Origin of the sequence: Streptomyces phaeolivaceus (genome assembly GCF_009184865.1) — a bacterium.
GTDB lineage: Bacteria > Actinomycetota > Actinomycetes > Streptomycetales > Streptomycetaceae > Streptomyces > Streptomyces phaeolivaceus.
In genome coordinates, this window is sequence record NZ_CP045096.1 from 5,398,184 (window position 1) to 5,418,131 (window position 19,948).

21 protein-coding genes are annotated in these 19,948 nt (G+C 71.5%); 8 read left to right on the forward strand and 13 right to left on the reverse strand.

What is annotated here, in order from left to right; genetic code table 11:
• Window positions 1-306 precede the first annotated feature (306 nt).
• From F9278_RS25460 to F9278_RS25470, 3 genes are all read left to right on the forward strand, one after another.
• On the forward strand, window positions 307-1,545 hold the full coding sequence (locus tag F9278_RS25460; RefSeq protein ID WP_152170386.1) for a serine hydrolase domain-containing protein: 1,239 nt from the start codon (window positions 307-309) through the stop codon (window positions 1,543-1,545).
• 86 nt (window positions 1,546-1,631) lie between these two features.
• On the forward strand, window positions 1,632-2,828 hold the full coding sequence (locus F9278_RS25465; RefSeq protein WP_193241622.1) for a right-handed parallel beta-helix repeat-containing protein: 1,197 nt from the start codon (window positions 1,632-1,634) through the stop codon (window positions 2,826-2,828).
• A 61-nt stretch (window positions 2,829-2,889) separates the two neighbouring features.
• A complete protein-coding gene (locus F9278_RS25470; protein WP_152170387.1) occupies window positions 2,890-3,951 on the forward strand; it encodes a methyltransferase in 1,062 nt (353 codons plus the stop codon).
• Between the two features lie 67 nt (window positions 3,952-4,018).
• On the opposite strand, the gene F9278_RS25475 is transcribed toward F9278_RS25470, so the two are convergent.
• The 9 genes from F9278_RS25475 to F9278_RS25515 all read right to left on the reverse strand — a co-directional run bounded on the left by F9278_RS25475 (window position 4,019) and on the right by F9278_RS25515 (window position 12,025).
• Window positions 4,019-4,354, reverse strand: a complete 336-nt coding sequence (locus F9278_RS25475) for a TcmI family type II polyketide cyclase (protein ID WP_152170388.1) — start codon at window positions 4,352-4,354, stop codon at window positions 4,019-4,021.
• A gap of 54 nt (window positions 4,355-4,408) precedes the next feature.
• Window positions 4,409-4,888: an SRPBCC family protein gene (locus F9278_RS25480; protein ID WP_152170389.1), complete on the reverse strand. Its 480-nt coding sequence runs from the start codon at window positions 4,886-4,888 to the stop codon at window positions 4,409-4,411.
• A gap of 1 nt (window position 4,889) precedes the next feature.
• Window positions 4,890-5,147 (reverse strand): acyl carrier protein, encoded by a 258-nt coding sequence (locus tag F9278_RS25485; RefSeq protein ID WP_152170390.1) that lies wholly within the window; start codon window positions 5,145-5,147, stop codon window positions 4,890-4,892.
• A gap of 69 nt (window positions 5,148-5,216) precedes the next feature.
• The gene (locus F9278_RS25490; protein WP_152170391.1) at window positions 5,217-6,494 is read right to left on the reverse strand and encodes a beta-ketoacyl synthase N-terminal-like domain-containing protein; all 1,278 of its coding nucleotides are present in this window, start codon (window positions 6,492-6,494) and stop codon (window positions 5,217-5,219) included.
• Complete coding sequence (locus F9278_RS25495; protein WP_152170392.1) at window positions 6,491-7,759, reverse strand: beta-ketoacyl-[acyl-carrier-protein] synthase family protein; 1,269 nt, start codon at window positions 7,757-7,759, stop codon at window positions 6,491-6,493. Before F9278_RS25495 ends, F9278_RS25490 begins: the two co-directional genes overlap by 4 nt.
• Window positions 7,756-8,211, reverse strand: a complete 456-nt coding sequence (locus F9278_RS25500) for a cupin domain-containing protein (RefSeq protein WP_152170393.1) — start codon at window positions 8,209-8,211, stop codon at window positions 7,756-7,758. The genes F9278_RS25495 and F9278_RS25500 overlap by 4 nt, the downstream gene beginning before the upstream one ends.
• Window positions 8,212-8,270: 59 nt before the next feature.
• A complete protein-coding gene (locus F9278_RS25505) occupies window positions 8,271-9,425 on the reverse strand; it encodes a SchA/CurD-like domain-containing protein (RefSeq protein ID WP_152170394.1) in 1,155 nt (384 codons plus the stop codon).
• Between the two features lie 231 nt (window positions 9,426-9,656).
• The gene (locus tag F9278_RS25510) at window positions 9,657-10,154 is read right to left on the reverse strand and encodes a hypothetical protein (protein ID WP_152170395.1); all 498 of its coding nucleotides are present in this window, start codon (window positions 10,152-10,154) and stop codon (window positions 9,657-9,659) included.
• A 188-nt stretch (window positions 10,155-10,342) separates the two neighbouring features.
• Window positions 10,343-12,025 carry an FAD-dependent oxidoreductase gene (locus tag F9278_RS25515; protein WP_226966935.1) on the reverse strand — a complete coding sequence of 561 codons (1,683 nt, stop codon included), beginning with the start codon at window positions 12,023-12,025 and terminating at the stop codon, window positions 10,343-10,345.
• 227 nt (window positions 12,026-12,252) lie between these two features.
• On the opposite strand from F9278_RS25515, the gene F9278_RS25520 reads away from it, so the two are divergent.
• The 3 genes from F9278_RS25520 to F9278_RS25530 all read left to right on the forward strand — a co-directional run bounded on the left by F9278_RS25520 (window position 12,253) and on the right by F9278_RS25530 (window position 14,656).
• Window positions 12,253-12,660: a hypothetical protein gene (locus tag F9278_RS25520; protein ID WP_152170397.1), complete on the forward strand. Its 408-nt coding sequence runs from the start codon at window positions 12,253-12,255 to the stop codon at window positions 12,658-12,660.
• A gap of 184 nt (window positions 12,661-12,844) precedes the next feature.
• A complete protein-coding gene (locus tag F9278_RS25525) occupies window positions 12,845-14,056 on the forward strand; it encodes a helix-turn-helix domain-containing protein (protein ID WP_226967326.1) in 1,212 nt (403 codons plus the stop codon).
• Window positions 14,057-14,464: 408 nt separating this feature from the next.
• Window positions 14,465-14,656, forward strand: coding sequence for a hypothetical protein (locus F9278_RS25530; RefSeq protein ID WP_152170399.1), 192 nt, complete (start codon window positions 14,465-14,467; stop codon window positions 14,654-14,656).
• A 68-nt stretch (window positions 14,657-14,724) separates the two neighbouring features.
• Here F9278_RS25530 and F9278_RS46300 read toward each other — a convergent pair whose 3' ends face one another.
• Entirely contained in the window at window positions 14,725-14,895 is a 171-nt protein-coding gene (locus F9278_RS46300) for a hypothetical protein (protein WP_193241623.1), read from the reverse strand.
• A 20-nt stretch (window positions 14,896-14,915) separates the two neighbouring features.
• Here F9278_RS46300 and F9278_RS49050 point away from each other — a divergent pair, with 20 nt between their 5' ends.
• Window positions 14,916-15,200 carry a DUF7848 domain-containing protein gene (locus F9278_RS49050; protein ID WP_450372499.1) on the forward strand — a complete coding sequence of 95 codons (285 nt, stop codon included), beginning with the start codon at window positions 14,916-14,918 and terminating at the stop codon, window positions 15,198-15,200.
• Window positions 15,201-15,341: 141 nt separating this feature from the next.
• On the opposite strand, the gene F9278_RS46305 is transcribed toward F9278_RS49050, so the two are convergent.
• On the reverse strand, window positions 15,342-15,485 hold the full coding sequence (locus F9278_RS46305) for a hypothetical protein (protein ID WP_193241624.1): 144 nt from the start codon (window positions 15,483-15,485) through the stop codon (window positions 15,342-15,344).
• A gap of 369 nt (window positions 15,486-15,854) precedes the next feature.
• Between F9278_RS46305 and F9278_RS25540 the strand changes: the two genes are divergently transcribed.
• Window positions 15,855-17,300: a hypothetical protein gene (locus tag F9278_RS25540; RefSeq protein WP_152170401.1), complete on the forward strand. Its 1,446-nt coding sequence runs from the start codon at window positions 15,855-15,857 to the stop codon at window positions 17,298-17,300.
• 50 nt (window positions 17,301-17,350) lie between these two features.
• On the opposite strand, the gene F9278_RS25545 is transcribed toward F9278_RS25540, so the two are convergent.
• On the reverse strand, window positions 17,351-18,913 hold the full coding sequence (locus F9278_RS25545; protein WP_152170402.1) for a flavin-containing monooxygenase: 1,563 nt from the start codon (window positions 18,911-18,913) through the stop codon (window positions 17,351-17,353).
• Window positions 18,914-18,916: 3 nt separating this feature from the next.
• Complete coding sequence (locus F9278_RS25550) at window positions 18,917-19,945, reverse strand: patatin-like phospholipase family protein (RefSeq protein WP_152170403.1); 1,029 nt, start codon at window positions 19,943-19,945, stop codon at window positions 18,917-18,919.
• Window positions 19,946-19,948 lie beyond the last annotated feature (3 nt).

The following is a 19,948-nucleotide window of genomic DNA, read 5'->3' on the forward strand; positions in this document are numbered from 1 at the left end:
GGGTATTGGTCTACCGAATCATAATCGGTTCGCATTCTGAATCCTGTCCATTCGGGATCCGCTTTTCCGACCGGCGTGAGGGGGGCCGATCCCTGATTTTGGGCATTCGGGAGAATAGCGATCCGCAGGGATTTCCGCGAGGAGCGAACCGCAGTGGATGGCTGATGAAATTGTGACGGTGTGCCCGGCCCGCCCGGCTCCGAACGGGTGGACCGTGCCCCGACGCGTCCCGGACGAGTGACCCGGCCCGGCGCCCGGATGGTGACGTGGGCCCCTCTGCCCCCGATCCGGAAGAGGCGCCCCCGTATGCGACGACCCCCCTCCCGCCGACTCCTCGCCGCCGCGCTGCTGGTGGCGTCGGTCCTGGCCCCGATGACGCCGGCACCCGCCGCCGCCACCCACGCGACTCCCACCACGGCCACCGCCCGGCACGACAAGGGCCCGTACGACAAGGGCCCGCACGGCGAGGGCAAGTGCTCCTCGGGCGGCTTCGGGGCGGAGGTGACCGAGCGGCTGGACGCGGCCGTCGCGGGCGTCCGCCGGGAGACCGGTGTCCCCGGTGTCGTCGTCGGACTGTGGATGCCGGGCCGGGGCTGCTACGTCCGGGCGACCGGGCTCGCCGACACCGTCACCCGCAGGCCGATGACCACCGGCCAGTACATGCGGATCGGCAGCGAGACCAAGACCTTCACGGTCACCGCGCTGCTCGAACTCGTCGACGACGGCCGGATCCGGCTGGACGACCCGATCTCCCGTTACGTACGCGGCGTACCGAACGGCCGCCTGATCACGTTGCGTCATCTCGCCGAGATGCGCAGCGGACTGTTCCCGTACAGCGCCGACCAGGACTTCGCGCGGACCCTGCTGAGCGACCCGACCCGCTCGTTCACGCCGCGCCAGCTGCTCGCGTACGGCTTCCGGCACGCGAACACCTTCGACCCGGGCACGGAGTTCCAGTACTCCAACACCAATCTCGTCCTGCTCGGTCTGGTCGTCGAGAAGATCTCCGGGAAGCCGCTCGCCGACTTCGTCCACGAGCGGGTGCTCCGGCCCGCCCGGCTGCGCCACACTCTGTTCCCCAAGGGCCGTGAGTTCCCCGGGCCGCACGCGCGCGGCTACACCGACCAGACGCTGAGCGGCGAGGTCGAGGACTCCACGGACTGGAACCCCAGCTGGGCCTGGGCGGCCGGGGCGATGATCTCGGACCTGCGCGATCTGCGCCGCTGGGCCAGGATCGTCGCCACCGGCACCCTGCTCGGCCCGGAGACGCAGGAGGAGCGGCTGACGATGCTGCCGACCGGCTTCCCCGGTACCAGCTACGGCCTCGGCATCTTCGACTCCGGCGGCTGGATCGGGCACAACGGCTCCATCCCGGGCTACCAGAGCGTCACGGTGTATCTGCCGTCGCGCGAGGCCACGCTGGTGCTGATGCTCAACACCGACATCACCCACGAGGGCCAGGAGCCGTCCACGCTGTTCGCCCGCGCCATCACGGAGATCGTCACCCCGGAGAACGTCTACGACCGTCCGGCGCCCCCGCGCTAGCGGGCCGGCACGGGGTCGGGCGGGGGACACGCCACCGGATGGTCTATCCGCCCGTTCGTAGAGCATCTGGTCATAACGTGCGGAATATGACGAAATGGCATATTGCCCATGTGGCGTGTATCGCGGCGGTCGTCGGGGTGGGGCTCGGGGCCGCCCCGCAGGCCGTCGCCGACCGTCCGGCCCAGCAGACCCGTTCGGCCCATCCGACCCATCCGACCCATCCGACCCATGTGGTCTTTCCTGGGGAGTCGATCCAGCAGGCGGTGGACGCCGCTCAGCCGGGGTCCACCGTGCTGGTGGCCTCCGGCACGTACCGCGAGAGCGTCAGGATCAGCACCCCCGGCATCACCCTGCGGGGCATGGGCCCCCGTACCGTCGTCGAACCGGCGGCTGCCGAAGCGGTGGCCGCCGAACCCGCGGCGGCCGGAGCGGCGGCCGGAGCGGCGGCGGCCGGAGCGGCGGTCGTCGATCCGGCCGTGACGAAGGCCGCCGACGACTGCGGCGGCGCCGGCAACGGTGTCTGTGTGATCGGGACGAAGGACCGCAAGGTCGAGGACGTCACCGTCGCCAACCTGACCGTGACCGGCTTCACCGGGTCCGGGGTGTACGCCCTGGACACCGACCGGCTGACCGTGCGCCATGTGACCGCCGTGAAGAACGGGGTGTGGGGCATCGCCCAGGAGCGTTCGGTGCGCGGGGTGTTCCGCAAGAACACCGCTCGCGACAACGGCGACGCCGGCCTGTTCCTCGCCAACACCATCAAGGCCGAGCAGGGCGCCACGGACACCGGCGGCGCGGTGGTCGCGCACAACCGGCTGGAGGGCAACCGGATCGGTCTGACCGTCCGGCGGCTGCGCAACCTCACCGTCGCGGACAACCACCTCACCGGCAACTGCGCCGGGATCTTCGTCGTCGGCGACGAGAACATGCCGAGGGCCGGCGCGCTGACCGTGCGCGACAACCTCATCGACCGCAACAACAAGTCCTGCCCGAAGACCGCGCGGCTGGACGCGCTCCAGGGCACCGGCATCGTGCTGACCGGCGCCGAGGACACCCTGGTGACCCGGAACCGGATCACCGGGAACGCCGGCGCCTCCCCGCTGTCGGGCGGCATCGTCGTCTGGAAGAGCTTCGTGGGCACCACCAGCGAGCGGAACCGGATCACCGGCAACGTGCTGGAGGACAACGCCCCGGCGGACCTGATCAACACGGACACCGTCGGCAAGGGCAACACCTTCACGGGCAACACCTGCCGGGCGTCCAGGCCCGCGGGACTGTGCTGACCGGCCGAGCCCACCGGCGGAAGTCGCTCATGAACTCGAAGAGGGAAAGGCAAGGCGTCGCATGACGACCACACAGACCCCACCCGTACGGACGGACGGGGAAGCCCCGGCCTCCCCGCCGCCCCCCATGCGGTTCAGGGAACTCGTGTTCGGGGCGGCCGTGGCCGCCGCCCTCCGCGCCGCCGCCCGGCTGGGGGTCGCCGACGCCCTCGGCGACACCCCGCTGGCCGCGGAGGAGCTCGCGGCGGCGGTGAAGGCCGAACCGAAGCCGCTGCGGCGGCTGTTGCGGGCCCTGTCCTGCCACGGTGTGTTCACCGAACGGCCGGACGGGACGTTCGCGCACACCGACATGTCCCGGCTGCTGCGCGAGGACGACCCGCACAGCCTGCGCGCCATCGCCCTGTGGTGCACCGAACCGTGGACCTGGGACGCCTGGCCGCTGCTGGACGAGGCGGTGCGCTCCGGCCGCAACGTCGTCGAGGATCTGTACGGCAAGGAGTTCTTCGTCTACCTCAACGAGGACGCCCCGGAGTCGGCCGACGTCTTCAACCGGGCGATGACGACCTCCAGCACGCAGTCCGCGCGGGACGTCGCCGAGTTCCTCGACCTGTCGGGGAGCGCGTCCGTCGCCGACATCGGCGGTGGTCAGGGCCATGTGGTGGCGAGCCTGCTGGAGAAGCACCCGGCGCTGCACGGCACCCTGCTCGACCTGCCGCGCGTGGTGGCGAACGCGGACCCGCGGCTGCGGCCGGGCGGCGCGCTCGCGGACCGGACGACCGTCGTCCCCGGCGACTGCCGCGAGGCCGTCCCGGTCCGGGCCGACACCTACGTCATCAAGAACATCCTGGAGTGGGACGACGACAGCACCGCCCGGCTGCTGCGCAACGTCATCGGGGCGGGCGGCCCCGGCACCCGGGTCGTGGTCATCGAGAACCTCGTCGACGACTCGCCGTCGATGCGGTTCAGCACGGCCATGGACCTGCTGCTGCTCCTCAACGTCGGCGGTGCCAAGCACACCACGGAGAGCATGACCGCCCGGCTGACCGCGGCGGGCCTGGTCATCGACGACGTACGGCCGGTCAACGCGTACCTCCACGCGTTCGACTGCCACGTGCCCGGTTGACACGACGGTGATCGCACAGGCCGCAGGACCCGCCACGCGGCGGGTCCTGCGGCCTGTCGGGGTGCGGTCAGGAGCGGCTGCCGTCCCGCTCCCACCGGTAGAAGCAGTTCGCCATCGCGTCCTTCGGCGAACGCCAGGTCGCCGGGTCGTACGCGCTGACGTACGCCGACAGCCGCTCGCTGATGCCCCGGAACTCGGGGTGCCCGGCGAGCTTGGTGATGGCGGGTGTGGGGTCCCGCTCGGACTCGACGAGGTGCATGTACACGTCGTCGAACTGGAAGAGGGAGCGCCGGGAGACCCCGATGAGGTGGGGCAGCTCGCCCCGGTCGGACTCCTCGAAGATCTTGGCGATGTCCGGTGCGGCGCCCGGGGCCATCCGGGCGACGATCAGGGATTGGTGCATGGGTGTCGTTCTCCGTCCGAATGCGGGGTCGGTTCGACCGTCATCTGGGCCGTCTCAGTCGGTCAGGCCCGGCGCGGCGCCCTGTTCGGCGGCGGCCTTCTCGATGCGGTCCCGGATCAGGGCCATCTGGACCTTGGAGTTCCGGTTGATGTTGTCGGTCATCCAGTCGTCGTCGACCGGCGCGTCCGGCTTCATCGAGAAGTCCTGGGTCCACATCATCCGAGTGCCGCCCGGGACCTTCTCGTACTCCCAGAGGATGTTCATGTAGGCGAAGGGCCCGGTCTCGACGCGGCGGGCCTCCACGCTGAGCGTCTCCCGGTCCGCCTCGCGCTCCGAGACCCAGCTCCACACCTTGCCGTTCTCGTCCGGGTGCATGGTCAGCCGGAACGTCACCCGGTCGCCCTCCTGGGAGAGGATCTCGGCGGAGGCGTACTCGCTGAACAGCCGGGGCCAGTTGGCGACGTCGTTGGTCATGTCCCAGACCAGGTCGACCGGCGCGGCGATGGTGATCTCGTTCTGCGTGTGCCCGGCCATCTCAGGCACCCGCCAGAAGCGCGCTGTTGACCTGGTCGAGGAACTCCCGGGGGCTGCGGCTCTTCTCCGCGTCCGGCGGCATCGGGGTGCCGTACCGGTTCTCCAGCTCGCCCACGATGCCGAGCAGCCCGAGCGAGTCGATGCCGATGACGTCGAAGCCGGACTCGAACCGCTCCTGTAGTTCCGCCGGGGTGACGGTGACCCCGGCGGCCTTCTTCATCAGTTCGGACAGCTCTTCCACGGTGATGCGGTCGCTCATGCGCTTTCTCTCCTTGGTGTGCGGTTCGGTGCGGAGGGTGAGGGGTGGTGCGGGGTGGTGCGGGGGTGGTCAGGTGGTGTCGTCGCCGGTGCCGAGCCGCAGCACCAGCGCCGAGTTCGACCCCATGAGCCCTCGGCTGAGGACCAGCGCCGTGCGCGGCTCGGCGGCGCGGGCGGCGGTGGTGACGAGGTCGAGGTCGTGGCAGACGTCGTAGACGTTCGGGGTGGGCGGGATGACGCCGTGCTCCATCGCGAGCACGGCCGCGGCGACGTCCAGGACGGCCGCCGCGCCGTTGCCCCGGCCGACGGCGGTCTTCGGCGCCGTGACCGGGACCCGGGTGCCGTGCGCGCCGAGGGCGTCCACGATCGCCAGGGCCTCGGCGCGGTCCGCCGCCGGGGTGCCGAGGGCGTCGGCGAAGACCACGTCGATCTCCTCCGGGGCGCAGCCCGCCTCGGCCAGGGCGACCCGGATCGCCTCGGCCAGCCCGGCGCGGGACTCCTCCCAGCGGGAGGCGCCGGTGAAGGTCGCCGCGTGGCCCGCGAGGACGGCCCGGACGGGGGCGCCCCGGCGCGCGGCCGTCTCCTCGGCCTCCACGACCAGCATCGCGCCGCCCTCGGCGGGCACGAAACCGCAGGCCGCGGTGGTGAACGGGCGGTACGCGCGGTCCGGGTCGTCGACCGTGCTCAACTCCTCGTAGCCGAGCTGGCAGACCACCGAGTAGGGCGCGAGCGGTGCCTCGGTCGCGCCGGCCACCATCACGTCCGTACCGCGCCGCACGGCCCGCGCCGCGTGCGCCAGCGCGTCCAGACCGCCGGCCTCGTCGGAGGCGATCACCCCGCAGGGGCCCTTGAAGCCCCGGCGGATGGAGATCTGGCCGGTGCTCGCCGCGTAGAACCAGGCGATCGACTGGTACGGGCCCACGAAGCGGCTGCCCTTGGACCACAGCCGCTGCAGTTCCCGCTGGCCGAACTCGCCGCCGCCGGAGCCGGCCGCGGTGACCACGCCCACCGAGAACGGGGCCGCGTCGGTCTCGGGCCGGTCGAGCCGGGCGTCGTCGAGCGCCTGGTCGGCGGCGGCCATCGCGAAGTGCGTGAACCGGTCCGTCTGGACGAGATAGCGCTCCTCGACCGCCGACGGCGGGTCGAAGTTCCGGACCTCGCCGGCCACCTTGAGCGGCAGCTGCTCGCAGCCCTCGCGGGTGACCCGGTCCAGGACGCTGATGCCCTCCCGGGTGGACTTCCAGAACGTCTCGGTGCTGGTCCCGTTGGGCGCGACCACGCCGATGCCGGTGACGGCCGCGCGCCGGGGACGCCGTTCGCCGCGCCCCCTCCTCGTCGTAGCGGTCATCGTGTCCTCTCCCTCGGCAGGTTCAGGACCACCGCGGACTGGAACCCGCCGAACCCGCTGCCCACCGAGAGCACGGTGTTCAGCCGCCGCTCCCGGGCGACGCGCGGCACGTAGTCCAGGTCGCACTCGGGGTCCGGGGTCTCGTAGTTCGCGGTGGGCGGGACGACCTGGTGGGCCAGGGCCAGCGCGCAGGCGACGACCTCGATGGCGCCGATCGCGCCCAGCGAGTGACCCACCATCGACTTGATGGAACTCATGGGCGTGTCGTAGGCGTGCGCGCCGAGCGTCCGCTTCACGGCGGCCGTCTCGTGCCGGTCGTTCTGCTTGGTGCCCGAGCCGTGCGCGTTGACGTAGTCGACGGCCGTCCGGTCGAGCCGGGCGTGGTCGAGGGCGTCCTCGATGGCCCGCGCCATCTCCAGGCCCTCGGTGGTCAGCCCGGTCATGTGGTAGGCGTTGCCGAAGGTGGCGTACCCGCTGACCTCGCAGTACACATGCGCGCCGCGGGCCCGTGCGTGCTCCAGCTCCTCCAGGACGAGTACGGCGCCGCCCTCGCCCATGACGAACCCGTTGCGGTCGGCGTCGAAGGGCCGGGAGGCGTGCGCCGGGTCGTCGTTGTCGGGGGAGGTGGCCTTGATGGCGTCGAAGCAGGCCATGGTGATCGGGGAGATCGGCGAGTCCGACGCTCCGGCTATGCAGATGTCGGCCCGGCCCTCCTCGATCGTGTGGAAGGCGTACCCGACGGCGTCCAGGCCCGAGGTGCAGCCGGTGGAGACGGTCTGCACCGGCCCGCGCGCCTCGAAGCGTTCCGCGACCGTGGAGGCGAGGGTGCTGGGCGCGAACGCCCGGTGCAGATGCCGCCCGGCCTCCCGGTGGTCCACGTCCCAGCGCTGCCCGCCATGGCTGACCAGGACGTAGTCGTTCTCCAGCCGGGTGGTGCCGCCGACCGCGGTGCCCAGGGAGACGCCGACCCGCCAGGGGTTCTCCGCGGCGAGGTCGAGACCGGAGTCCGCGATCGCCTCCTCGCCGGCCACCAGGGCGAACTGGATGTACCGGTCGCAGCGCGCGACCTGTTCCGCGTCCAGTCCGTGGGCCGCCGGGTCGAAGTCGCACTCGGCGGCGATCCGCGAACGCAGCCCGGACGGGTCGAAGAAGGTGATGCCACGTGTCGCCGTACGACCGTCGGCCAGGAGGTCCCAGAACGCCGGGACACCGATGCCGCCCGGGGCGACGATGCCTATGCCGGTGACCGCCACGCGCCTGGTCATGAGCGGACCTGAGGTCGCTCGGCCGTCCGTCCGGCGGGTGCCGCCTCCACCGGGATCGGTACGCCGTTCGCGTCCTCGGTGTCGACATGGCCGAGCGGTGGGCTCGGGGCCAGCGGGCCGAGGTGGAAGACCATCCGGGCCTCCACGTTGCCGACGTTGCGGAACCGGTGCCGCATATGGGCGGGGATCAACAGCCCCTGCTCGGGCCGGAGTTCATGGGCCTCGCCGTCGAGGTCCACCTCCAGCTGCCCGCAGATGACGTAGATGAACTCCTCGGAGTACGGGTGGTAGTGCTCGGCGATGCGGTCGCCGGGCGCCACGATGGCCACGCCCATGAAACCGCTGGTGGAGCCGACGGTGGTGGGGGTGAGCATGGCGCGCAGATCGCCGCCGCGCCGGGTGTTGGGCTCGACCTCGCTGACATCCACGACTCCGGGATGGCGTTTGATCACGACGTTCCTCCGAACGTGAGCTGCTTCGGACATGTACGGGGAGGGGCGCTGGGCCAAGGTCAGGCGTCGGGCGCCCGGCGGTCGGTGACGAGTTCCATGCGGGCGACCGTGAGCAGCCGGGCGGGGGCGCCGTCCTTCGGCGAGCCGTTCGCGCCGAGGGCGCCGCCGTCGAGGAGATCGGTCAGCTCGGCCGCGCGGGCCCGGTCGGTGAGACCGAGGACGGGGCCGGGGTCGTTGTCGATGCCGCCGCGTACGTCGACCAGCCGCACCACGATGTCGTCGCGCTGGAAGATCGTGCTGCGCAGCACCGGGCCCTGCGGGTCGTCCGCCGCCGCCTCGTCCTGCCGGGCCAGCAGCTCGGCCAGCCGCAGCCCGCAGCCCTCACGGGCCGGGTAGTACAGCGCGTGCCGTACGGCGTCCGGGCTCTCCTGGCCGGCCGTCACATGGTGTACGGCGGGCAGCGCCGCACGGGTGAAGAAGACCCGGGCCGAGTCGGGGTCGTCGAGGTCCCGGTCCTGCTCCAGATAGGGGTTGAGGGCCTCCTCGACGGCCCGTACCTCGGGCTGCCGGGCCACGTGCCGCAGCGCGGCGAGCAGGTCGCCCCGCACCTCGACGGCCCGGACCACCCGGTTGCCGTGCATGAACAGGGAGGTGCGGCACAGCCGGGTGGTGTCGTCGACCCTCGCCTCCGGCGAGGCGTAGTCGGCGAGGATCCTCGCGACCTTCTCCTCGCTGCCCGGCTTCACGGTGAAGGTGAGCGCGTGCCGGATCAGACCGTCGCCGATCCGGGGCGAGGTCTGCAGCCGGCGCTCGCCCGCGTCCGCCCGGACGGCCGGGCCGCCGGTCTCGCGGACGATGTGGAAGCGCAGCGAACGGGTGTCCCGGACGCAGTCGTGCAGCGGGCGCACCATCTGCACGTGCTCCTCGCTGTTCACCCAGGTGAGGAACGGCGGGGCGCTCTCCCACTCGCTGGTGATCAGCCATTGGGAGGGGTTCTCGATCGACTGGCACAGCTGGTCGCTGACATGCCCGGGGACGGACGCGACCTGGTTGCACAGCTGCTCGTACGCCTCCAGGAACTGCTGCTGGGCCCCGTCGTAGACGTCCACGAGGAGGACGACCCGGAGCCGGGAGCCGTCGAAGACGGACTGGGAGACACGCTGCGAGACCTGTCGCTTCAGTGTCTGGGAAAGCCGTTCGGACGTGGTGGTCATCCTGCGCACATCTCCTCGGTGGGGGGCAGAGACGGACGGGACGTCGGCCGGGGCGGCGCGACATCACGTCGGCGTGCCTCGATCCTGAGCCCGCCCCCTCCGGCGCGCGACTCGTATGCACTGCGCGGGTGACCGGTGCACCGCGCGGGTGACCGGCCGGGCCGCGTGGGGTGACCGGCCGGGCCGGCACGCGGCCCGGCCGGTCACGGCGGCTATCGCGCCCGGCACGGGTCAGGCCACGCTTCCGGCGGCCTTCTTGCGGCGCGCCGCGTACAGCCCGGTGCCGGCGACGGCGAGGACGGCCAGGCCGCCCGCGGTCACGGCCGGCGCGGCGAGCCCGCCGCCCCCGGTGTGCACGCCACCGCTGGGCTTCTCGTGCCCGCCGCCCCAGGACCCCTTGTCCTGCTTCTCGCTCCAGGAGCCCGCGTCCTGCTTGGCGGTCCCGGAGGTCTCCTCCTGCTTGGCGGTCCCGGAGCCGGTGTCCTGCTTGCCGCTCCAGGAGTTCTCCTCCTGCTTCGCGGTGCCGGCGGCCGGGTCCTGCTTCACGGCGCCGGCGCTGTCGTCCTGCCGGGCGGGGCCGTCGGTGCCGTTGTCCGGCCCCTTGTCCTGCTCCTTGCTGTAGGAGGAGTCGGCCTCGTCCCAGCCGCCGGACGCGTACGCGCCGGGTGCGCCGAGTACGAGGACGGCCGAGGCCGCCGCGGTGGCCATGAGCGTGCGGGCAGAGCGCATCTGACGATCCTTCCGTCGACGGGCGGGCTGCCGACGTCTCGTCAGCTGGGGTGTCCCGCCCCCGACGTGATCCACCGTCAGCCAGCCGACTCCCCGTCACCACTCAAGACGATCACTCGGGTGAACCCGCCCGCCCCGGCAGGCGAGTTCACGACGTGCGCGGCGGGCGCGTCCTCGACGGGACGGGGTCAGCCCCTCGCCAGCAGCGTGGTCAGGACCTCGCGCAGGGCCGCCTCGGCGTCCGGGACCGGGCCGGGCGAGCGCCAGGCCACGAACCCGTCGGGCCGCACGAGCACGGCACCGCCGGCCGTCGTCCCGTGGACGGCCGCCCAGTCGGCGTCGCCCTCGGGCGTCAGCTCGGCGTCGGGGCCCGCGCCGAAGCGGTACGAGACCAGCGGCACGGACATCGCCTCCGCGAGACGGCGGGCGGCGGCGTGCCAGCCGCCGGACGCGTCCGGGTCTCCGGCCGCGTCGCTGAGCAGCACGAGCGAGCGCTCGTAGAGGTCCAGCGTGGACACGGACTCCCCTCGGTGACGTACCGCCAGGTGGGGTGCCCTGCTGCCGGGTTCGCCGGAGAGGTCGAGGCGTTCGGGGACGACCGGGGTGGCCGGGTCGGTGCCGAGGACGGCGCCGCGCGGGTAGCGGTAGCCGAGGGCCACGTCGAGGATGCCGCGCTGCGGGCCGCCGCCCCCGCCGACACCGGGGGCCGGGGCGAACCCGGGGTGGCTGTGCTCGACCGAGCGGGCGGCGGCACGGGCGCTGGTCGCCTCCGCCACCGGGCGGCGCTCGGCGTCGTACGAGTCGAGCAGGCCCTCACCCGCCCAGCCGCCGAGCACGGCCGCCAGCTTCCAGGCGAGGTTGTGGGCGTCCTGGATACCGGTGTTGGAGCCGAACGCGCCGGTCGGGGACATCTCGTGGGCCGAGTCGCCGGCCAGGAAGACCCGCCCCGACCGGTAGCCGCGGGCGACCCGCTGGGCCGCGTGCCACGGGGCCTTGCCGGTGATCTCGACGTCGAGGTCGTCCACGCCGACCGCGCGGCGGATGTGCGCGACGCACCGCTCCTCGGTGAACTCCTCCAGGGTTTCGCCCTGTTCGGGGTGCCAGGGGGCGTGGAAGACCCAGTTCTCCTCGTTGTCCACGGGCAGCAGCGCCCCGTCGGCGTCCGGGTTCGTCAGATAGCAGACGATGAACCGGCGGTCGCCCACGACACCGGCGAGGGCGCGGGAGCGGAAGGTGACGCTGACGTTGTGGAACAGGTCGCCGGGGCCGCTCTGGCCGATGCCGAGCTGTTCGCGGATCGGGGAGCGGGGGCCGTCGGCGGCGACGAGGTGGTCGGCGCGGATCGTGGTGTGCTCGCCCGTCTCCCGGCTCTTGACGATCGCCGTGACACCGGTGGGGTCGCTCTCGAACGACAGCAGTTCGGTGCCGTAGCGCAGATCGCCGCCGAGCCGCTCGGCGTGCTCCAGCAGCACCGGCTCCAGGTCGTTCTGGCTGCACAGGCACCAGGAGCTGGGGCTGAACCGGGCGAGGCCGCCGCCCGCGTCGATCTGCTTGAAGAGCCACTCGCCCGCGTCGCCGACCAGGGTGGGCGTCTGCAGGATGCCGTGGTTGTCGGCGAGGGTGGCGGCGGCCTCGCGGATACCGGGCTCGACTCCCGCCGTACGGAACAGCTCCATCGTGCGGACGTTGTTGCCCCGGCCGCGTGGATGGATGGAGGTGCCGGTGTGCCGCTCGACCAGGGTGTGCGGCACGCCCAGCCGGCCCAGGAACACCGAGGTCGACAGGCCGACGAGGGACCCGCCGACGATGAGGACCGGGACGTGGTGGGTGGGGGTGCCGGTGGGGTCGGTCCGATCAGGGTTCTGCTGCATCGGTTTCCTCGCGTTCATCGCTCAACTCCAGCGCGTCGTGTCCGCCGACTCGGTCGGGTAGGGCCGGGGGCTTCATCCATGCCCCGCACCGGGATTCCGGGACCGGGCTTCACCCGCTTAGGGGCCGACTCACGGGGCGGATTCACGGGGCCGACCGCTCAGGTACTCGGGTGCGGCTGAGTACCTGCGCTCTGGGTGGGGAAGCGGCGGGCCGGGAAGCTGGGTTCATGAACCGACGACTTCCGAAAACCGTCTCCCGGCTGCTCCCGGCCCTGGTGACGGCCGTGGCCTCGCTCACCCTCTGGGCCGTCTGGCTGGGCTGGGACCAGCGGCGTGATCTGCGTCCTGACGGTTCGTCGACCGGCCCGTACGAAGCGTGGCAGGTCGTCGGTCTGGTGCTGACGCTGCTGCTGCCGCTGTACTGGGCCGCTTCCCGGCGGCACATCCTCGGCGCGGTCGCCGGCACCACGATCGGCCTGACCGCCGCCTCCTTCTACGACTGGTCGGACGACGCCAGCGGCCTGTTCGTCATCGGCGTCACGATGGTGATGCTGGGGAGCGTCGCGGCGACCACGGGGGTCTCGTTCCTGATCGCGGCGATGGGGCCTCGGCTCACCAGGCGGCTCGCGTTGTAGGCCGACGGGTGGCGGCGCCGGTTGGACCTCGTGCAGAGGTGCGCGTCCGGAGAGGGCGTGGGGTGTGCAGCGGGATCCTCACACGAGAGCGGTCCTGCCCCATACCCTGACAAGGTCGGGGCGTTCAGAGAGGGGCGAGGCTGTGTCGTCTGAAGCTGCTACTCCGGATCCGTATGCCGATCCGCTGGTCTTCGGCCAACGCCTGCAGATCCTGCGTACCCGCCGGGGGATGACACGCGACCAGCTGGGCGGGCTGCTCGGCAAGACCGGGTCCTGGGTCAAGGGCATCGAGACCGGGCGTCTGAAGACGCCCAAGCTGGAGATAGTCCTCCGTATCGCCGAGTTGCTGCGCGTCCGTGATCTGTCGGACCTCACCGGCGATCAGTCCGTACGCGTCGCCCTGTTCGCTGGCCCCGGTCACCCCCGACTCGCCGCGGTCAAGGCAGCGGTCGATGCCTTCCCTCTCACGACACAGCGGGAGGCGCCCCCGGCCGTGCACCTTCGGGCGCGGCTCGCCCGCGCCTGGAAGGCCCGGCACGAGGCGCCCAACCACCGTGAGGTGATCGGCGCGTTGCTGCCGGACCTGATCCGGGACGCCCAACTCGCCGTGCGACAGGCCGAGATCGCGCCGGATCGCAGGGCGGCGCAGTCCGTGTTGGCCGAGGTCTACTCGCTGTGCCAGTTCTTCGTGGCCTTTCAGCCGGACGCCGCCCTGCTGTGGCGCGTCGTCGACCGGGGACTCGTCGCCGCGCAGGAGTCTGAGGACCCGCACACCATCGGGGTGGCCGCCTGGCTGGCGGCGCAGGCGCACCGAGACTCGGGACCAGCGCACTTCGACACTGCCGACGCGGTCAATCTGGCGACCCTGGCCTACCTCGAACCTCTCCTTCCCGATGCCTCGGACGATGTCCTCGCCATCACGGGCGCCCTCACCTTCGAGGCCGGCTACACGGCGGCCCGACGGGCGGAGACCGGTACTGCCTGGCGATACTGGGACCGTGCGCGCGCGATGGCGAAGACGCTTCCGGAGGACTACTACCACCCCGTGACGTCGTTCTCCCGCGCCATCATGGGGGCGCACGCGGTCACCGTCGCTGTGGAACTACGCCAGGGTGGCGAATCCGTACGGCAGGCCGCGGCTGCGGACGCGGTCACGATCAGATCGAGGCCGCGACGGGCCCGGCACCGCATCGAGGAAGCTCGCGGCTACCAGCTCGACGCCCAACCCGATGTCGCTCTCGCCGCGCTGGAGAAGGCACACGAGGCGGCACCGGAGACGATCAAGTACAACGGATACGCGAAGCGCATCGTCCTCGAAGAAGCCGAATCCAAAGATCAGGCACGTCGCCGCCGCGCGTCTCAACTCGCTGTGAAGATCGGGCTCTTGGCTGCCTGATGGTAGGGGCACAATCTGTGCCCCTACTTCCTTCTCACCGCGCCTAGGGTCGAAGACCACGAAGACCCCGGCGACCGCTGACGACGGTCCCGGGGCGTGGCCGACGCTGCGAAGGAGCGCCAACATGCGATTCGTATCACAGGCATTCGAACGGGTGAGAGCCCTACTGTTCGAGCCTCGGAAATCAGGCCCGCACTCCCGCCACGACCATCCCGCCAAGGCGCGCGTGTATGCGGTGCAGCCATCGCCGGGCAGATGCGCCCCGGTCCCCGCGTTTACATGCTCGTGTCGGGCTGGAGGTGGCCCCGCCTCACTGGACGTCGGACACCCCCTAGCGCGGACATGCGTCCTCCCGCCTGAAAAACGCCAAAATATCTTGCGCGTAGATGAACTCACGGGGGTGAGCCGATGACCGGTCGAACGGGCGAGTCCCGCGCGCGGAACACCGAACTGCCCATGCTCCGCGCCTACCGCCTGTGGTTCGAGCACACGAAGAGGTGCGCCGACTGCAAGGGCAGGCCCAAGGCGCAGGACGGCTGCGAGACCGGACGGGAACTGTGGGGGGCGTACCGTCTGGTGCGCATCGGGAGGACGCCATGAGCTGGGACATTGAACGGACTCCGGGTAGTCGTGTGCACCGTATTGACGATGGCCGAGTGGTCGTTCCCCTACGACTGTCCCGCAGCGGACAGCATGCGACGGACACCGAACTTCTGCTCTCCCTGACCGACGCCGAGCACCTGCACGCCGCCCTGTGTCGCGCCCTCGACGGACACCCGGCGCCTCCGTCCGCGCCGGACTGCCGCGATGAAGGTGAGGCCGAGCCTGTCCACGTGCATAGGACCGACGAGGAGACGTGGTGACTCGCTCGCTCATTACGGCGGCTGAATGGACACTGGGATCGGACGCTGGAGATGACATCCCGGAAGTCGTCCATTCCGTGGTGTGTCTGTCCTGCGGTGCGGCATCGGCGGCCGAGGACAACGACCGGCTGCCCGTCGAGGTCTGGGCTCTCAAGCACACAGGACTCAACCCTGATCACCGGCGATTCACGGCCAGAGCAGAGACGTTCTGGGCCGTGACTCCGGCAGAGGGCAACCCGTACAGAGAGAAGGACGCGCAGAGCACCCGGGCACCAGGGTAAGCGCTCACGCCGCACCCGATAGCTGTCCGGATCGATCTCTCGCCCCCAACTGGCCGAGCTCCGAGGCCATGTTGGGGGCGCCGCGCTGTGTGCGGTTCGCGCCTGTCCGCCCTGCGCTCTGCTGTCTCTCGTGACGCGGAGTCAGAAGCGGTCATGGAGCCAGGACAGGAGCCAGCCGCAGGCGGAGGCACCGAGGGCCGTGGTGGCGCCGGCGATCAGCCCGTTGAGCGCGGTCCGGGACAGTCTCGGCGTGCGGCGGCGCTCGCAGCGGGGGGTCTTGCTCATTGCTCTGCTCCTTGAGGTGCGCGGACCACCGTGGCCCTGGGCACAGGTGGGGTTTCGTGGTTCGGCCGCGTCCGGGTGCGGACAACTGACAGCATGAGCACGCCGAGAATTTGTGCGAAAGCTGCAACTACTGTTGTGAGCAGGAATTTTGAGGGACTGTCCATGACATCGGCTCCGCAAGGGAGCGCGCCGGGGCGACGCCGAGGGCGTCCGCTGAAGGAACTCGATCCCGATCTCGGCCCGGCCGTACGGCTCTGGGCGACGTACGCGCGCGACGCGGTTGGGGAGTCGTGGCCGTCGCGTCAGGACGCGGCACGGGCGCTGGCCACGGAGAAGTCCGAACTGTCCCGGATTCTGGCAGGTAAGTTCATGCCGCCGAAGGAGTGGCTGACGGGACTCCACGAAGCCCGTGAGCGTGAGGCAGGAGTGCCGGTCGAGCCGTCGAGGAAGGCGTACGCCTTCGGCCTCTACATGGACGCGCTGAAGGAGTTTGAGGATGAGGCCGCGAGGCGGCCCGCAGGCAAGAAGCCGTACCAACAGCGATGGACCCGCTACGACCTGGAGCGGAAGTTGGAGGTGGCCAGGGACAGACAGCAGGTCCTGGAGACCGAACTGGCAGACGCGCGCAGACAGCAGGTCGAACTCGACACCACTGTGGCCGGTCTCCACCGGCAACTGGAGACCGCCCGGGAGGCCGGGACGCAGGACCTGCGCCGGCGGAACGAGTGGCAGCAGCGGCAGTTGGAAGCGGCCTCCGCGTTTGTGCGCGACCTCGAACACCGGCTGCGGGGAAGTGAACAGCAGCGTGAGGAGATGGCCCGCACCACCGGTCACCTGGAGGCCGAGATCAGGGTGCTCCAGGGCCAGGTGGCACGCCTCATCGAGGAGGCCGAGCCCGCGAGGCATGAGCGTGAACCCGCGCTGACGGCTGTCATGGCCGGCCGGGCCGAGGGAAACGGAGACAGGGGCGCAGGCGCGGGACAGCGTGACGGCCGTGGTTCTGGGGGACGAACGTACTCACCCTCCACGGGGACTACGGGCACTTTATATAGGAAGCCCCCTTACTTCACCGTATGGAGGCTGATCGGTTTCCTGCTTGCCGCGACTGCCCTGGTGGCGGGCCTGTACCTGTCCCTGGCGCCGTACCAGGATCTTCGCGCATACCAGCGAGCACAGCCGTGCGTGACAACCGTCGAGGATGCGACGACCGCGGACTGCATCAGTCAGGAGACCGGGAGAGTCGCGCAGAAGGATGCCTACGAAGAGGGCAGCAAGGACCAGAAGAAGACCGTCTACAAGTTGGTGGTCGAGCGAGCCTCGGGGAGCTTTGAGGCATTCGAGGTCGACGGCGAGGTCTACAGCGCGGCCCAGGAGGGCAGCGCGGCGGCTCTCAAGACTTGGCACGGTCGCGTGATCGAGATCGCTGTCGGGGAAGAAGTGTTTGAATTGGCGCCCATGGGCGTGGATTTCGCCTGGAGAATCGGCCTCGCCTGGGCGGGACTCGGGCTCCTCCTCTGGTCGCTCCTGGGAGACAGGAGGTTTGGCCGCTTCTATGGGCTGAGCGTGTTCAGGGTCGCCGGATGGGGATGGATCGGATACTCCTTCTGGCTGTTCGCCGAGGAGGGGATGGGCAGAGGATCCGTCGACCTCGTAGCCGTCGCGAGCGCGGCCTGCTTCTTTCTCCTAGGTGCATGGTTCCTCTTCCTGTTCAGCTGGAGTACGCGTGGTCCGAGGTCGCCGCTGTGGCGGAGGGAGGGAAGGATCGCTCTACGGCGTCGTCGGAGAACGCCTCTGGGAGGCATCCGTCGTCTGTGACGCTCTAAGTCGTCGAGCTTGCCTGGCGTGACCACCGGCGTCGTAGGAGTTCAGCGGGCGTCGTAGGCCTCCGGGTCGAAGCGGGCCAGGCGGCGGCGCATACGGCCCGTCGACCAGGGCCAGCTGAAGCTGTTGACGCCGTTGACGTCGAGGTAGTAGCTGGAGCAGCCGCCCGCGTTGTAGACGGTGGAGGGGAGTGCCTGCTGGACCTCCGCGTGGAACGCGGCCTGGACTTCGGGGCGTACGTCCATGCTGGTCCAGCCCGCGCTGCGGAAGTGGCGTATCGCGCCCGCCACGTAGGCCAGTTGGGCTTCGAGGACGGCGTACGCGGAGGAGTGGCCGGTGCCGAGATGCGGGCCGAGGAGGACGAACGCGTTCGGGAAGCCGCTGACGGTGGTGCCGAGGTAGGCGTCCGGGCTGCCCTTCCAGTGGTCGTCCAGGCTGGTGCCGTCGGCGTCGAACACCCGGCCGCCGATGGGCATGTCGAGGATGTGGAAGCCGGTGCCCAGGACGATCGTGTCGACGTCGGCGCGGCTGCCGTCGGCGCCGATGATCCGGCCGCCCTCGACGGCCTTCACCGCCGTCGCGTGGACGGTGACGTTGGGCCTGGTCAGGGCCGGATAGTAGGTGTTGGAGAGCAGGAGCCGCTTGCAGCCCAGGGTGTAGTCGGGGGTGAGCGCCCGCCGCAGGGCCCGGTCCTTGACGGTGGCCCGGAGGTGCAGCGTGCCGATCTTCTGCACGGCCCGCAGCAGCGCCGGGTGGCGGAAGCCGACGCCGAGGGCCTCCAGGGCCGCGTACTCCGCCGCGCGCAGGGCCCGTTGGGCGCCGGGGACGGTCCGCAGCAGCCGGCGTTCGGCGTGCGGCACCGGGTGGTCGGGCTTGGGCAGCACCCACTGCGCGGTGCGCTGGAACAGATGCAGCCGGCCCACGCGCGGCTGGATCGCGGGCACGAACTGCACCGCCGAGGCGCCGCTGCCGACGACGGCCACCCGGGCGCCGGTGAGGTCGTGGTCGTGGCGCCAGCGCGAGGAGTGGAAGACCTCGCCGGGGAAGTCGGCGAGGCCCGGGATGTCGGGGAGCAGCGGCTCGTGCCAGGGGCCGGCCGCCGAGATCAGGAAGCGGGCGGAGTAGGTGCCGCGGCTCGTCTCGACGTGCCAGCGGGCGTCGGCCGGCTTCCACTGCGCCCGGGTGACCTCGGTGCCGTAGCGGATGAGGGGCGTGATGCCGTACGCGGCGGCCGTGTTCCGGAGGTACGACCGGATCTCCGGCTGGCCGGCGAAGGCCCGCGTCCACTCCGGGTTGGGCGCGAACGAGTACGAGTACAGGGCGGAGGGCACGTCACAGGCACAGCCCGGGTACGTGTTGTCCCGCCAGGTGCCGCCCAGGTCGGCCGCCTTCTCGACGACCACCAGATCGTCCACCCCCGCCTCGCGCAGCTTGATCGCCGCGCCTATGCCGGAGAGGCCGCTGCCGATGATCAGGGCGTCGGTGTGGTGGGTTTCGTGGGTGATGGTCGCGGGTGGGTGGTGGGGGCCGCCGGTGGCGCGGGGGAGGTCCGGTAGGTCGGGTGGGTCGGGGTGCTCCTGGCCCTCGGGGTTTTCGGGCTGCGGCATCGTTCAGGCTCCTGTTCGGGCGTCGGCGGTTGAGGCGGCCTCGCGGCCGGCGTCGGGGGCGGCTTCGCGTACGGCCTCGCGGACGTGGGTGCGGGTGGTGCGTAGGGCGGTTTCCAGGACGGTGAGGCGGCGGCGGGGGTCCATGAAGTTGCCGCCCATCACGGCCAGGTCGGCGGCGGTGGGCTCGACGCGGACGACGCGGGTGCCCGTCGCCCGCAGCGCGGCGCACTCCGCGTCGAGGGCGCGGGTCATGACGCGGCGCAGCAGCGCCTCCGCCCGGCCGAGGCCCCGGCGCGGTCCGGGGGAACGGGAGCTCATCGGCGCGATCACGTACACCTCGTCGAGCCCGCTCGGGACCAGGAGGTCGGCGGAGGCGGTGGAGAGGATGCCGCCGTCGGCGTAACGGCGGCCCGCGACGCGTACGGGCGGGAACCAGCCCGGCACCGCCCAGGACGCCCGGAGCGCGTCCCGCAGGGCCGTCGGGCGGGTGTCGGGATGGCCGAAGACGGTACGGCGGCCCGTGTCGAAGTCGGTCGCCACCAGCCAGGTCGCCGGATGCGGGACCCACTGCCCGGCGGGGGCGAGGGAGTCCGCGAGGGCCGCCAGCCACCGGGCGTCTCCGCGGCCCTGGGGGAGGAGGCCGGAGAGTCCGGCCAGGGTGGGGGCGGTACGGCGCAGGGCGCGGCGGGCCAGCCCGGGGGAGCCGAGGAAGGCGGCGGGCCGGGGCGGCAGCGCCCGGGGGGCGGAGGCGAAGTGCCGGAGAAGCTCGGGGCGGGCGTCCCGGCGGCCCAGCTGCGCAGCCAGCAGGTCGTCGACGCCGACGCCCGCGCCCAGCAGGGCCGCCACCTCGGCCCCGGCGGAGGTGCCCACCAGGACCTCCGCCTCGCGCGGGTCCCAGCCCGTGGCTTGTTGCAGCGAGTGCAGGGCGGCGATCGTCCAGGCCGCGCCGAGCGTGCCGCCGCAGCCGAGGACGAGGCCTCGGGAGGGGTGAGAGGGGTGAGAGGGGGTTGTGCGCGTGCTCGAAGCGTTCACCGC

Bases quoted from the DNA above. Each gene is read 5' to 3' on its own strand.
- F9278_RS25530 (WP_152170399.1), top strand. From the start codon at position 14,465: ATGACCGGTCGAACGGGCGAGTCCCGCGCGCGGAACACCGAACTGCCC.
- F9278_RS25520 (WP_152170397.1), top strand. From the start codon at position 12,253: ATGAACCGACGACTTCCGAAAACCGTCTCCCGGCTGCTCCCGGCCCTG.
- F9278_RS25460 (WP_152170386.1), top strand. From the start codon at position 307: ATGCGACGACCCCCCTCCCGCCGACTCCTCGCCGCCGCGCTGCTGGTG.
- F9278_RS46300 (WP_193241623.1), bottom strand. From the start codon at position 14,895: ATGCACGTGGACAGGCTCGGCCTCACCTTCATCGCGGCAGTCCGGCGC.
- F9278_RS25540 (WP_152170401.1), top strand. From the start codon at position 15,855: ATGCCGCCGAAGGAGTGGCTGACGGGACTCCACGAAGCCCGTGAGCGT.
- F9278_RS25505 (WP_152170394.1), bottom strand. From the start codon at position 9,425: ATGACCACCACGTCCGAACGGCTTTCCCAGACACTGAAGCGACAGGTC.
- F9278_RS25485 (WP_152170390.1), bottom strand. From the start codon at position 5,147: ATGAGCGACCGCATCACCGTGGAAGAGCTGTCCGAACTGATGAAGAAG.
- F9278_RS25480 (WP_152170389.1), bottom strand. From the start codon at position 4,888: ATGGCCGGGCACACGCAGAACGAGATCACCATCGCCGCGCCGGTCGAC.
- F9278_RS25465 (WP_193241622.1), top strand. From the start codon at position 1,632: ATGACGAAATGGCATATTGCCCATGTGGCGTGTATCGCGGCGGTCGTC.
- F9278_RS25515 (WP_226966935.1), bottom strand. From the start codon at position 12,025: ATGCAGCAGAACCCTGATCGGACCGACCCCACCGGCACCCCCACCCAC.
- F9278_RS25475 (WP_152170388.1), bottom strand. From the start codon at position 4,354: ATGCACCAATCCCTGATCGTCGCCCGGATGGCCCCGGGCGCCGCACCG.
- F9278_RS25490 (WP_152170391.1), bottom strand. From the start codon at position 6,494: ATGACCGCTACGACGAGGAGGGGGCGCGGCGAACGGCGTCCCCGGCGC.
- F9278_RS46305 (WP_193241624.1), bottom strand. From the start codon at position 15,485: ATGAGCAAGACCCCCCGCTGCGAGCGCCGCCGCACGCCGAGACTGTCC.
- F9278_RS25510 (WP_152170395.1), bottom strand. From the start codon at position 10,154: ATGCGCTCTGCCCGCACGCTCATGGCCACCGCGGCGGCCTCGGCCGTC.
- F9278_RS25470 (WP_152170387.1), top strand. From the start codon at position 2,890: ATGACGACCACACAGACCCCACCCGTACGGACGGACGGGGAAGCCCCG.
- F9278_RS25545 (WP_152170402.1), bottom strand. From the start codon at position 18,913: ATGCCGCAGCCCGAAAACCCCGAGGGCCAGGAGCACCCCGACCCACCC.
- F9278_RS25495 (WP_152170392.1), bottom strand. From the start codon at position 7,759: ATGACCAGGCGCGTGGCGGTCACCGGCATAGGCATCGTCGCCCCGGGC.